This is a genomic window from Olleya sp. YS, from assembly GCF_029760915.1.
Classification (GTDB): domain Bacteria; phylum Bacteroidota; class Bacteroidia; order Flavobacteriales; family Flavobacteriaceae; genus Olleya.
Window position 1 is genome coordinate 1,713,541 of the sequence record NZ_CP121685.1, and the last position, 12,606, is coordinate 1,726,146.

The window sequence follows — 12,606 nt, forward strand, 5'->3', positions numbered from 1 at the left end:
TTATCTTCAGTTCGAGTGGTTTTCTGTCAGATTGAGCGCAGTCGAAATCAAAGAAAATTGTATCGAGAACAAGATAAAATTAGAAATAAATAAATATTATGTCTGATAAAAAAAACTGGCCTCTTTGGGAAGTCTTCGTAAGAAGTAAAAACGGATTAGAGCATCGTCATTGTGGAAGTTTACACGCAGCAGATGAGGATATGGCTTTAGAAAATGCACGCGATGTGTATACCAGAAGAAGTGAAGGTGTAAGTATTTGGGTTGTAGAATCTAAACACATTACAGCATCTAATCCTGAAAATAATGGTGAATTATTTGAACCTGCACATGATAAGGTGTATCGTCATCCAACGTTTTACGATTTGCCAGACGAAGTAAAGCATATGTGATAAATCTCTGATTTGTCATCCTGAACTTGTTTCAGGATCTCATCAAACTAAGATTAAAATGAAAAAAGAAAACTTATATAATTACATTTTAGGCATAGCAGATAACAGTTTAATCCTTGGTCAGCGTATGGGAGAGCTTTGCGGTCACGGACCAAGTTTAGAAACAGATATAGCTTGCACCAATATATCATTAGATTTATTTGGTCAAGTACGCAGCTATTTTCAATACGCAGCTAAAATTGCAGGTGACGGAAGAACAGAAGACGATATAGCCATGCTTCGTAAAGAACGTGAGTATAAAAATGTATTGTTAGTAGAGCAACCTAATACAAACTTCGCCTATACAATTGGTCGTCAATTTTTATTTGATGTGTATCATTTAGCCTTTCTTTCAGAATTACAAAAAAGTACAGATTTAACATTGTCAGCAATAGCTAATAAATGCATCAAAGAAGTAAGTTATCACGAACGTTTCTCTTCAGATTGGGTAAAGCGTTTAGGTGATGGTACAGAAGAAAGTAAAACTAAAATGCAAGAAGCAATCAACGATTTGTGGACCTATACAGATGAATTATTTCATCAAACGGAAGCAGATAAAGCAATGGTTTCAGATGGAATAGGTTTTGATGTCACCAAATTAAAAGAAGCCTATTATAAAAATGTTAGTGATTTATTGCTAGAATCTACTTTAGAAGTACCAGAATCTAAATACTTCCAAAAAGGAGGAAAGCAAGGTATTCACACAGAACATTTAGGATATTTATTAAGCGATTTGCAATATATGCAACGAACGTATCCTAATATGGAATGGTAAAATTCCTGCGAAAGCAGGAATCTCATAAATTAAAACCAAATGTCATTCAGAGCAAAGCGAAGAATTTCATTTAGATAAAATGACAGCAACAGAACAAAACATAGATCAAATCTTGATTCCAATTCTGGAACAAGTATTTGATCCAGAAATTCCAGTATTATCCATCATGGACATGGGAGTGGTGCGTTCTGCTGTTATTGAAAATGATATTGTAAAAGTTGAAATCACACCAACTTACAGTGGTTGTCCAGCAATGGATGTGATTGGAGATGATATAAAAAAAGCATTAATAGAAGCAGGATACGAATCTAAAATTGATTTGATTTTGCATCCAGCTTGGACAACCGATTGGATTACACCAAGAGGTCGTAAAGCATTAGAAGATTACGGTATAGCAGCACCATTAGATGCAGAAGCAGATAAAGATGTTTTGTTAAACGGAAAGCGAATAGTAAAATGTACTAATTGTGGTTCGCAAAACACACGATTAGTCAGTCAGTTTGGTTCTACAGCATGTAAAGCACAATTTCAATGTGACGATTGTCAAGAACCATTTGATTATTTTAAATGTTTAAAATAAAAAGACATTAGTACAAGTGATTCTGAATTTTTCAGAATTGTATCAAGGACATAATAAAAAATAGGTATGAGCAATAATTCAATTCTATTAAAAATTGAAAATAAAGTAGCGTACATAACGCTCAACAGATCAGAAGTCTTTAATAGTTTCAATCGCGAAATGGCATTTAGTCTTCATGATACTTTAGACGCTTGCGAAAACAATGATGATATAAGAGCAATTGTGCTAACTGGAAACGGAAAAGCATTTTGTGCTGGTCAAGATTTAAAAGAAGTTACAGATCCAGAATTAAACCCAGGATTTAAAAAAATATTAGAAGAGCACTACAATCCAATAATTACAAGAATTCGTGCAATTAAAAAGCCGATTATTGCAGCAGTAAATGGTGTTGCAGCTGGAGCTGGAGCAAATATCGCTTTGGCTTGTGATATAGTTGTAGCGCATGAAAAAGTAAGTTTTATTCAAGCATTTAGCTTAATTGGGTTAGTTCCTGATAGTGCAGGGACTTTCTTTTTGCCTAGACTTATTGGATTTCAAAAAGCATTAGCATTAGCAATGTTAGGTGATAAAATCTCTGCTGAAAAAGCAGAAAAGATGGGAATGATTTACAAAGTGATTCCTTTAGAAAATTTTGAAGAAGAAGTAAATAAACTAGCTGTAAAATTAGCGAACATGCCAACCAAAGCATTAGGCTTAATTAAAGAATTATATAACAAATCAATGACAAACGATTTAGAATCTCAATTAGCATTAGAGTCTAAATTACAAATTGAAGCAGCTCAAAGCAATGATTATGCAGAAGGCGTTGCTGCATTTATAGAAAAAAGAAAACCAAACTTTAGAGGAAACTAAATGAACGTAGGAATAATAGGTTCTGGAACAATGGGAAGTGGTATAGCACAAGTAGCTGCTACTGCTGGTTGTTCAGTAAAATTATACGATACCAATCAAGCTGCTTTAGACAAAGCAAAAGTGTCTTTAGAGAAAATTTTAAACCGTCTTATTGAAAAGGGACGAATAGATACTATTGATAAAAATAGAATTCAATCTAATATTTCTTATGTAGATACATTAAAAGATTTGTCAGATTCAAATTTGACTATTGAAGCTATTATTGAAAATCTGGATATTAAGAAAAAAGTGTTTTCAGAGTTAGAAAGCTATGTGTCAGATGATTGTATCATTGCATCTAATACATCTAGTTTATCAATAGCATCTATTGCAGCTTCACTAAAAAAACCAAAACGTTGTGTTGGTATTCATTTTTTCAACCCAGCACCTTTAATGAAATTAGTTGAGGTTATACCTGCTATTCAAACCTCTTATGAAACATTAGAAAAGTCAATTGATACAATTACTAGTTGGAAAAAAACAGTTGCTGTAGCTAAAGACACACCTGGATTTATTGTAAACCGTGTAGCAAGACCATTTTATGGAGAAGCATTACGAATTTATGAAGAAGGATTAGCAGATTTCGCGACTATTGATGATGCAATGAAAAGTATTGGTAAATTTAGAATGGGACCATTCGAATTGATGGATTTTATAGGTAATGACGTTAATTATACAGTAACGGAAACAGTATTCGAAGCATTCTATTTCGATCCAAGATATAAACCAGCATTCACTCAAAAACGTTTTTCTGAAGCAGGTTATTTGGGACGTAAATCTGGAATAGGTTATTATGAATATGATGAAAATAATAGTATCGTCATTCCGAGTAAAGCAAAGGAATCTCTTGATGAGAAGTTAGCACAGCAAATATTCGAAAGAGTCCTAGTCATGCTAATAAACGAAGCTGCAGATGCACTATTCCTAAACATCGCATCAGCAGAAGATATAGATAACGCAATGACCAAGGGTGTCAATTATCCTAAAGGGTTATTAGCTTGGGCAGACGAAAAAGGTATCGATTGGTGTGTGTCTAATTTAGACGATTTATATAATGAATATCATGAAGATAGATATCGTTGCAGTCCATTATTACGTAAAATGAACAGAGAAAACAAAACCTTTTTTTAAATGAAAGGCGAAGACATTCCATATAAAATGTTATCACAAGATGCCTACAGCACTTGGTTAGGAATAGAAATTATAGAATGCGAAATTGGTCGCTGTAAAGTTGGAATGACCATTAGAAGAGAAATGTTAAATAGCATGAATAAAGCGCATGGTGGAATCAGTTATTCATTAGCAGATACAGCATTCGGATTTGCAGCCAATACACATGGTAAATATGCAGTTTCCATTGAAACCAGCATTAATCACATTGAAGCATTAAATGAAGGTGATTATTTAACTGCAGAATCAGTCATAGAAAAAGTAAATAACAAGTTAGGCTTTAATATTATTGAAGTAAAACGAGGAGATGAAATGGTTGCACTTTTTAAAGGCGTTGTATATAGAACTCAAAAAGATTGGGAAGAATAAAAAGATATGAAAGAAGCATACATAATAGACGGAATTAGAACACCAATTGGAAATTACAAAGGCACCTTATCTGCTGTTCGCACAGACGATTTAGGCGCAATAGTAATTAAAGAAATTGTAAAAAGAAACCCAAGCATTCCAAAAGAGGCTTACGATGATGTTATTATGGGTTGCGCTAATCAAGCAGGAGAAGACAATCGTAACGTAGCACGTATGTCCTCGTTATTAGCTGGATTACCATTTACTGTTCCTGGCGAAACCATAAACCGTTTATGTAGTTCAGGATTATCTGCTATTATACATGCTAATCGTGCTATAAAAGCAGGAGATGGAGATGTGTTTATTTCTGGTGGTGTCGAGAATATGACACGTGGACCATACGTCATCGCCAAACCATCAAGTGCATTTGGAAACGATTCTAAGATGTATGATTCAAGTTTTGGATGGCGTTTTATCAATTCGAAAATGCAAAAATTATATGGTACTGACGGAATGGGAGTAACTGCTGAAAACCTAGTAGAGAAATATAATATTTCAAGAGAAGATCAAGATAAGTTTGCCTATTGGAGTCAAATGAAAGCGACTAAAGCGCAAGAAAACGGAAGACTATCAAAAGAGATTGTCACAGTTGAAATCCCACAACGTAAAAAAGACCCAATTCAATTTTCAAAAGATGAATTTGTAAAACCAAACACATCTTTAGAAGTGTTAGGTAAGTTAAGAGCAGCCTTTAAAAAAGAAGGTGGAAGTGTAACAGCAGGAAATTCTTCAGGATTAAATGATGGCGCAGCAGCAACAATAATAGCTTCAGAAGATGCTGTGAAAAAATATAACCTAAAACCATTAGCGCGAATTGTAAGTTCTGCTGTGGTTGGTGTAGAGCCAAGAATTATGGGAATTGGTCCAGTACAAGCGTCTAATAAAGCGTTAGAAAAAGCAGGTTTGAAAATGGATGATATGGATGTTATTGAACTAAATGAAGCATTTGCTGCGCAAGCATTAGCATGTACAAGAGCATGGGGATTAGTAGACGATGATAAAAGGTTAAACCCAAATGGAGGTTCTATTGCAATAGGTCATCCGCTTGGTGTAACTGGAGCGCGAATTGCATATTCGGCAGCTTTAGAGTTACAAGAACAACAAAAGCGTTATGCACTGATTACTATGTGTATTGGAGTTGGACAAGGCTATGCTTGCGTAATAGAAAACATTAATTTATAGCAAATGTCACCTCGAGCTGTCACTTCGAGCGGAGTCGAGAAGCGAGAGGTCTCAATTGAATGATATGAAAAAAATACAACATTACGTCCAAGGACAATGGACAACAGGAAAAGAAAAAGGACAACCAATTCTTGATGCAGTAACAGGCGAAGCCTTTACAAGTGTAGCAATTGAAGGTCTTGATATTCCAGAAATATTAAACTACGGAAGAACTAAAGGAGGAGAAGTTCTTAGGAAGATGACTTTCCAAGAGCGTGGAAATATGCTTAAAAAATTAGCATTATATCTTACAAAACGAAAAGATGCGTTTTATGATTTAAGTTATCGAACAGGAGCAACCAAAGTAGACAGTTGGATTGATATTGAAGGTGGTTTTGGAAACTTATTTGCTAATGCCTCACTTAGAAAATTATTTCCAAACCAATCGTTTCACGTAGAAGGAGATCCTATCGATTTGTCTCGTGGTGGACGTTTCATGGCACATCATATTATGGTGCCTAAAAAAGGAGTTGCAGTACATATTAACGCATTCAATTTCCCAGTTTGGGGAATGTTAGAAAAATGTGCTGTAAACTGGATGGCAGGAGTGCCTGCAGTAGTATTACCTGCACCTTCGTCTTCATATTTAGCAGAAGCAGTTGCAAGAACCATAATTGATTCTGGAATTTTACCAGAAGGCGCATTACAAATTATAAACGGAACCGTAAAAACCATTTTAGACACAGTAGAATCTCAAGATGTAGTCACCTTTACAGGTTCTGCTCAAACAGGAAGATTGCTTAAAGCACATCCAAGATTAATACAAGAATCTGTACCATTTACCATGGAAGCCGATTCTTTAAATGCATCTATTTTAGGAGAAGATGCAGTTCCTGGAACACCAGAATTTGACTTATTTATTAAAGAAGTCAGGAAAGAAATGACCGTAAAAGCTGGACAGAAATGTACAGCAATTCGTAGAATTATTATCCCAGAAAACCTAGTTGAAGACGTTCAAATCGCATTAGGAAAAGCATTAGATAAAGTCACCATTGGTGATCCAAGATTAAAAGAAGTCCGAATGGGATCGTTAGTCAGTCGTCAACAAGTACAAGCAGTTCGTGATTCAGTGAATGATTTAGCCAAAGAAGCACAAATTGTTTATGGTGATTTAGACAAAATTGAAACCATTGGAGCAGATGCTAAAAAAGGTGCTTTTATTAATCCGATTTTACTCAGAGCTGACCATCCATTCCAGAATACAATCATTCACGAACGTGAAGCATTTGGTCCAGTAAGTACTTTAATGCCATATAAAAATCTAGATGAAGCCATTACTTTAGCACAAATGGGTAAAGGCTCATTGGTGTCATCAATTGCAACAAATGATGATAAAATTGCAAAAGATTATGTGATAAATGCAGCAAGTCATCACGGACGAATTATGGTGATTAATCGCGAAATGGCTAAAGAAAGTACAGGTCATGGTTCGCCATTACCATATTTAGTTCATGGTGGTCCAGGACGTGCTGGAGGTGGAGAAGAAATGGGAGGCATGCGTGGAATAAAACATTATTTACAACGTACAGCCATTCAAGGTTCGCCTACAACCATAACAGAAATCACTGGTATTTACCAGCAAAACGCAAAATATAAGGAAGCAGAGCAGCATCCATTTCAATACCATTGGGAAGACATTCAGCCAGGAATGTCACTAAAAACCCACAAACGAACAATTACAGATAATGACATTCAAAATTTTGCCAATTTAACTTGGGATCATTTTTATGCACATACTGATATTACGTCTTTAGACGGAAGTATTTTTGAGAAAAGAACGGCTCATGGTTATTTCATTATTTCTGCAGCAGCAGGCTTATTTGTGTATCCAAATAAAGGACCTGTAGCAGCCAATTATGGCTTAGATAGTATCCGATTTTTAAGACCTTTATATCATAACGATACCATTTATGTACGATTGACTTGCAAGGAGAAAGTAGATAGAGATGTCGCTTCCGCGGAACATCCTAGCGGAATCGTAAAATGGCATGTTGAGGTATTTGATGCTAACTTTGAAAACCGACCAGAATCTCAAAAAACTGAAAAAGACAGTCCGTTAGTAGCAGTCGCAACGATATTAACTATGGTTGAGAAAAAGCAAGAAACTTTTGTTGAAATGACTGATGACAAAATTGATGAATGTCTTTCAAAGTTAAAAGAAGACACGAAACCAAATTGGGGCATCATGACACCACAACACATGGTTGAACATTTAGAATATACCTATAAAATAGCCTCAGGCGAAATTCAGGATTTTGAGATTTCAACACCAGAAAAGATTCTTGAAAAGGTAAAAAATAGTCTATGGAATTATAATAAATTTCCTAAAAATTCACAATTTCCATTATTAGAAAAGGATACTTTAGATGCATTGAAGCACAAAGATTTAACAACAGCTATTGAAAAATTTAAAGAGCAAAGAGAAAGATATATAGAGTATTTTAAAGAAAATCCAGATGCTAAATTAAATAATATGGTTTTTGGAGAATTAAATAAATATGAGTGGTATTTATTGGAGCGAAAGCATTTGAACCACCATTTCGAGCAATTCGGATTAATATAAATAGAAACTAATGTCACCTCGAGCGCAGTCGAGAGGTCTCAATGATTAGATAAAAATATGAGTGACCCATACGTTAAATTAAATATTGAAAACGAAGTAGGATACATAGAGTTTTTCCATCCTGCTCACAACTCATTACCAGGCGATATATTAGCAGAATTAGCCCAAACCATAACAGATGCTGGAACAAATGACGCTATAAAAGTAATTGTATTAAAAAGTGGAGGAGACCGAACGTTTTGTGCAGGAGCTAGTTTTAATGAACTTATCAATATTAATGATGAAGCAACTGGGAAGGTATTCTTTTCTGGATTTGCCAATGTCATCAACGCAATGCGTAAATGTCCAAAATTTATCATCGGACGCATACAAGGAAAAACTGTTGGAGGAGGTGTTGGTTTAGCAGCTTCAACAGATTATTGTATGGCTACTAAATTTGCAGCTATTAAATTAAGCGAATTAAATATAGGCATTGGACCATTTGTAGTTGGACCAGCAATTGAACGTAAAATGGGATTAAGCGCAATGTCACAAATTGCAATAGATGCAAATACATTTTATCCTCCAGAATGGGCTAAGCAAAAAGGCCTATTCACGCATGTTTATGAAAGTACAGAAGAATTGGATGAGGCTGTAAAAGCTACCGCAGAGCATTTATGTACCTACAATACAGAAGCGATGTTAGAAATGAAAAAGATATTTTGGAAAGGTACTGATGATTGGGATGACTTATTAGCAGAACGTGCTGCTACTAGCGGAAGATTAGTGCTTTCAGAATTTACAAAAGAGAAATTAAAAGGGTTTAAATAGCAAATGATCTACAGTTTTAAAGGTTTTACACCAGTCGTTCACGAATCTAGTTTTGTACATCCTTTGGCTGCTGTAACAGGAAACGTAATTATCGGTAAAAACTGTTACATTGGTCCAGGTGCTGCTATTCGTGGAGATTGGGGACAAATTATTTTAGAAGATGGTGTCAATGTTCAGGAGAATTGTACAGTTCACATGTTTCCTGGTAAATCAATTACACTCAAAGAAAGTGCGCATATTGGTCATGGAGCCATTATTCATGGAGCAAATTTAGGACGTAATTGTTTAATTGGAATGAATTCCGTAATCATGGATGATGCCGAAATTGGTGATGAGAGCATTGTTGGAGCAATGACGTTTGTAAAAGCGGAAACTATAATCCCTAAACGTAGTTTAGTTGTTGGAAATCCAGCAAAAGTTGTTAAGCAAGTTAGTGACGAGATGATGGCTTGGAAAACAAAAGGCACAAAACTCTACCAACAATTACCAACCGATTGTCAAGAAACACTTAAAGAAGTTGAACCTTTAAGAGAAGTGCCAACAGATTTACCAAAACAAGAAGAGGCTTATAAAAATTTGAGAGATACGTTTAAGAAGTAGTTCTTAAACCCGACTCAAATCAATCTCATTAGTTTCCTTTCCAGTAGATAGAGTAATCAAACTTTGGACATTTCCTAAATACGGTAATAGGGTTAATTTCGAAATAATAAAGGTTTCATAAGCTTCAATGTCTTCAACTACTAATTTTAATAGGTAATCAAAATTACCGCTTACACGATGACACTCTATCACTTCTGGGAAATTGTTAATTTGTTTTACAAATTTTTCCAGATAACTTCTTGTGTGACCTTGTAAGGTAATGCCAATAAAAACGGTCTGTTTTAAACCAATTTTCTTATTGTTTAGAATAGCAACATACTTTTTAATATAGCCTTGTTTTTCCAGTTTTTTAATACGTTCAAAAACAGGAGTAGTGGTCATGCCTAATTCTTCAGCAATACTTTTAGTGGTTCTATTACTATTTTGCTGAAGTAATGATAGGATTTTAGTGTCTATTTTATCAAGATTATGTAACATAGAAAATTGTAATTATTAAAGCTATAAATTTACAATATAAAGAATTAAAATCTTAATTATTAAAATTAATTAGAATTATATTCTATATATAAGTTAATGTAAAGATATTAACATATTTAAAAGTTGAAATTGATTAATTTTAATTCTTTAAAATTAAAACTATTGGCAGATTTTCAACTTAAAATGCCCAAAATGGGCGAAAGTATTACAGAAGGTACTATCATCAACTGGTTAGTTTCTGAAGGAGATAGCTTTGACGAAGGCGATATTATTCTTGAAGTTGCAACAGATAAAGTAGATAACGAAGTGCCAGCACCAGCATCAGGAACTTTGGTGAAAACATTATTCCAAGCAAAAGATGTTGTGCCAGTTGGAGAGGTTATGGCAATTCTTGAAGTTTCAGAAGAAGCAAAATCTTCTAAATCAGTTGAGACTAAAAAAACTGTCAGTTCGAGCGCAGTCGAGAACAAAGCAAAAGTAAAAAGACCAAAACCAACTCCAGCTTCAACTGAAACGTCAAAGTCTTTCAGTGTTTCAAATTCAAATACATTCTTTTCGCCATTAATTATAAAGATAGCACAAGAACATCATATTAGTTTTGAAGAGTTAGCTCGAATTCCTGCAACAGGAAACGAAGGTCGATTACGCAAAAGCGATGTGTTTCAATATATAGAAGAAGGACGACCATTTAAGTTCGCACAGCCTGTAGCACAACAAGATCCAACTGCTTATCGCATTCCACAATTAAAATTCGATAAAGGCAAAGGGAAAGTGATTGAAATGGACAGAATGCGTCAAATGATTGCAGATCATATGGTGTATTCTAAACACACGTCACCACACGTTACTGCTTACGTTGAAGCCGATCTAACAAACATGGTAAACTGGCGAAATGCAAATAAAGTAGCCTTTCAAGAAAAGTATGGCGAACGCCTAACATTCACACCTTTGTTTGTAGAAGCAGTAGCAAAAGCTGTTAAAGATTTTCCAAATATAAATGCGTCTGTCGATGGTAAAAACATAATCGTTAAAGAAGACATTAATATCGGGATGGCAACAGCTTTACCTAGCGGAAATTTAATCGTTCCAGTAGTAAAGAATGCTGATACTAAAGATTTGAAAACAATTGCAGCTAACGTAAATGAACTATCAGGAAAAGCAAGAGAAAACAAATTAGCTGGTGATGATATTAAAGGAAGCACGTTTACAATTTCAAATGTTGGAACGTTTGGAAGCGTCATGGGAACACCAATAATCAATCAACCGGAAGTTGCCATTTTAGCTTTAGGAATTATTAAGAAAAGACCAGAAGTTATTGAAACCGAAAATGGCGATGAAATAGCAATACGAAGTATGATGTATTTATCATTATCATTCGATCATCGTGTTGTAGATGGCTTTTTAGGAGGAAGTTTTGTACGTCGTGTAGCCGATTATTTTGAGCAATTTGATGTAAACCGAAAAATATAGAAGCATCGTCATTCCGAGCGAAGCGTGGGAATCTGTTTAATGAGATTGCAACGTCATTTCATTCCTCGCAATGACAAAAAGAATAAATATTATGAGTTACAATATATCAATAACCAAAGTTCAGCAATCTAAAGTTGAAAATATCGATTTCAACAATATTCCATTAGGGACAACTTTTACAGACCACATGTTTGTCTGTGATTACAATAACGGAATATGGGAAAACCCAAGAATAGAACCGTTAGCATTAATTCCAACACATCCAGCAGCTATGGCTTTGCATTATGGTCAGGCTATTTTTGAAGGTATGAAAGCAACAGTTGATGGTGAAGGTAATCCAATGTTGTTTAGAGCCAATAAAAATGCTGCTCGATTGAACACAAGTTCAGACAGAATGGGAATGCCAAACTTTCCTGAAGATTTATTTGTAGAAGGTTTAAAACAATTGGTTGATTTAGAACGTAATTGGATTCCGCCTACAGATGGAAGTGCTTTGTATTTAAGACCTTTTATGTATGCAGACGAGCCATTTATTGGTATGCGTGCAGCTACTCATTTTAAGTTTATAATCATGGCTTCACCAGCTGGACCATTTTTTAGTAAGCGCATAAAACTATGGGCAGAAAAACAATATATACGTGCAGCAAATGGTGGAACAGGAGAAGCTAAAGCAGCAGGAAATTATGCAGCAGCTATACGTCCAACCGAATTAGCAAAAGCAAAAGGCTATGACCAAGTGTTGTGGTTAGACGCAGTAGAACATAAGTATATTCAGGAAGTGGGAACGATGAATATCTTCTTTAAAATCGGTGGAAAATTCATTACTCCAAAACGTGATGGTTCTATTTTAGATGGTATTACACGTATGAGCGTTATAGATGTTTTAAGAGATAAAGGATTTGAAGTTGTCGAGCGCGCAATCACGATTGACGAAATTAAAGAAGCTTCTAAAAGCAATACACTAGAAGAAGCTTTTGGAACAGGAACAGCAGTTGGTATTGCTTACATTCAAGAAATTGGTGTTGATGGTGAAACCATCCACGTATCTAATGAAAGTCCAGTAGGTTTGGAAGTGAATGATACTTTAAACGCTATAAAAACAGGTAAGATTGAAGATAAATTTGGGTGGATGATTAAGGTTGAAAAAGAATTAGCTTAAAACATAACCTCACTTCGAGTGATTTGTGAGGTACGAACAAATTGTATCGAGAAG

General features: G+C 34.9%; 13 protein-coding genes. 12 read left to right on the forward strand and 1 reads right to left on the reverse strand.

Annotated features, from left to right (window positions below; genetic code table 11):
- Window positions 1-98: 98 nt before the first annotated feature.
- The 10 genes from paaB to Ollyesu_RS07830 all read left to right on the forward strand — a co-directional run bounded on the left by paaB (window position 99) and on the right by Ollyesu_RS07830 (window position 9,446).
- A complete protein-coding gene (gene paaB / locus Ollyesu_RS07785) occupies window positions 99-389 on the forward strand; it encodes a 1,2-phenylacetyl-CoA epoxidase subunit PaaB (RefSeq protein ID WP_279300672.1) in 291 nt (96 codons plus the stop codon).
- 58 nt (window positions 390-447) lie between these two features.
- Window positions 448-1,203 carry a 1,2-phenylacetyl-CoA epoxidase subunit PaaC gene (paaC, locus tag Ollyesu_RS07790; protein ID WP_279300673.1) on the forward strand — a complete coding sequence of 252 codons (756 nt, stop codon included), beginning with the start codon at window positions 448-450 and terminating at the stop codon, window positions 1,201-1,203.
- Window positions 1,204-1,282: 79 nt separating this feature from the next.
- The gene (paaD, locus tag Ollyesu_RS07795; protein WP_279300674.1) at window positions 1,283-1,783 is read left to right on the forward strand and encodes a 1,2-phenylacetyl-CoA epoxidase subunit PaaD; all 501 of its coding nucleotides are present in this window, start codon (window positions 1,283-1,285) and stop codon (window positions 1,781-1,783) included.
- 66 nt (window positions 1,784-1,849) lie between these two features.
- Window positions 1,850-2,635, forward strand: coding sequence for an enoyl-CoA hydratase-related protein (locus Ollyesu_RS07800; protein ID WP_279300675.1), 786 nt, complete (start codon window positions 1,850-1,852; stop codon window positions 2,633-2,635).
- Window positions 2,636-3,805 carry a 3-hydroxyacyl-CoA dehydrogenase NAD-binding domain-containing protein gene (locus tag Ollyesu_RS07805; RefSeq protein ID WP_279300676.1) on the forward strand — a complete coding sequence of 390 codons (1,170 nt, stop codon included), beginning with the start codon at window positions 2,636-2,638 and terminating at the stop codon, window positions 3,803-3,805.
- Complete coding sequence (locus Ollyesu_RS07810) at window positions 3,806-4,213, forward strand: hotdog fold thioesterase (protein WP_279300677.1); 408 nt, start codon at window positions 3,806-3,808, stop codon at window positions 4,211-4,213.
- 6 nt (window positions 4,214-4,219) lie between these two features.
- Window positions 4,220-5,434 (forward strand): 3-oxoadipyl-CoA thiolase, encoded by a 1,215-nt coding sequence (gene pcaF / locus Ollyesu_RS07815; protein WP_279300678.1) that lies wholly within the window; start codon window positions 4,220-4,222, stop codon window positions 5,432-5,434.
- 64 nt (window positions 5,435-5,498) lie between these two features.
- Complete coding sequence (gene paaZ / locus Ollyesu_RS07820; RefSeq protein WP_279300679.1) at window positions 5,499-8,036, forward strand: phenylacetic acid degradation bifunctional protein PaaZ; 2,538 nt, start codon at window positions 5,499-5,501, stop codon at window positions 8,034-8,036.
- Window positions 8,037-8,093: 57 nt separating this feature from the next.
- The gene (locus tag Ollyesu_RS07825; protein ID WP_279300680.1) at window positions 8,094-8,846 is read left to right on the forward strand and encodes an enoyl-CoA hydratase/isomerase family protein; all 753 of its coding nucleotides are present in this window, start codon (window positions 8,094-8,096) and stop codon (window positions 8,844-8,846) included.
- Window positions 8,847-8,849: 3 nt separating this feature from the next.
- On the forward strand, window positions 8,850-9,446 hold the full coding sequence (locus tag Ollyesu_RS07830) for a transferase hexapeptide repeat family protein (protein WP_279300681.1): 597 nt from the start codon (window positions 8,850-8,852) through the stop codon (window positions 9,444-9,446).
- Window positions 9,447-9,449: 3 nt separating this feature from the next.
- Here Ollyesu_RS07830 and Ollyesu_RS07835 read toward each other — a convergent pair whose 3' ends face one another.
- Window positions 9,450-9,923: an Lrp/AsnC family transcriptional regulator gene (locus Ollyesu_RS07835; RefSeq protein WP_279300682.1), complete on the reverse strand. Its 474-nt coding sequence runs from the start codon at window positions 9,921-9,923 to the stop codon at window positions 9,450-9,452.
- A 183-nt stretch (window positions 9,924-10,106) separates the two neighbouring features.
- On the opposite strand from Ollyesu_RS07835, the gene Ollyesu_RS07840 reads away from it, so the two are divergent.
- Window positions 10,107-11,393, forward strand: coding sequence for a dihydrolipoamide acetyltransferase family protein (locus Ollyesu_RS07840; RefSeq protein ID WP_279303067.1), 1,287 nt, complete (start codon window positions 10,107-10,109; stop codon window positions 11,391-11,393).
- A gap of 91 nt (window positions 11,394-11,484) precedes the next feature.
- The gene (locus Ollyesu_RS07845; protein WP_279300683.1) at window positions 11,485-12,552 is read left to right on the forward strand and encodes a branched-chain amino acid aminotransferase; all 1,068 of its coding nucleotides are present in this window, start codon (window positions 11,485-11,487) and stop codon (window positions 12,550-12,552) included.
- Window positions 12,553-12,606 lie beyond the last annotated feature (54 nt).

Bases quoted from the DNA above. Each gene is read 5' to 3' on its own strand.
- pcaF (WP_279300678.1), top strand. From the start codon at position 4,220: ATGAAAGAAGCATACATAATAGACGGAATTAGAACACCAATTGGAAAT.
- Ollyesu_RS07805 (WP_279300676.1), top strand. From the start codon at position 2,636: ATGAACGTAGGAATAATAGGTTCTGGAACAATGGGAAGTGGTATAGCA.
- Ollyesu_RS07840 (WP_279303067.1), top strand. From the start codon at position 10,107: ATGCCCAAAATGGGCGAAAGTATTACAGAAGGTACTATCATCAACTGG.
- Ollyesu_RS07810 (WP_279300677.1), top strand. From the start codon at position 3,806: ATGAAAGGCGAAGACATTCCATATAAAATGTTATCACAAGATGCCTAC.
- Ollyesu_RS07800 (WP_279300675.1), top strand. From the start codon at position 1,850: ATGAGCAATAATTCAATTCTATTAAAAATTGAAAATAAAGTAGCGTAC.
- Ollyesu_RS07825 (WP_279300680.1), top strand. From the start codon at position 8,094: ATGAGTGACCCATACGTTAAATTAAATATTGAAAACGAAGTAGGATAC.
- Ollyesu_RS07830 (WP_279300681.1), top strand. From the start codon at position 8,850: ATGATCTACAGTTTTAAAGGTTTTACACCAGTCGTTCACGAATCTAGT.
- paaZ (WP_279300679.1), top strand. From the start codon at position 5,499: ATGAAAAAAATACAACATTACGTCCAAGGACAATGGACAACAGGAAAA.
- Ollyesu_RS07845 (WP_279300683.1), top strand. From the start codon at position 11,485: ATGAGTTACAATATATCAATAACCAAAGTTCAGCAATCTAAAGTTGAA.
- Ollyesu_RS07835 (WP_279300682.1), bottom strand. From the start codon at position 9,923: ATGTTACATAATCTTGATAAAATAGACACTAAAATCCTATCATTACTT.
- paaD (WP_279300674.1), top strand. From the start codon at position 1,283: ATGACAGCAACAGAACAAAACATAGATCAAATCTTGATTCCAATTCTG.
- paaB (WP_279300672.1), top strand. From the start codon at position 99: ATGTCTGATAAAAAAAACTGGCCTCTTTGGGAAGTCTTCGTAAGAAGT.
- paaC (WP_279300673.1), top strand. From the start codon at position 448: ATGAAAAAAGAAAACTTATATAATTACATTTTAGGCATAGCAGATAAC.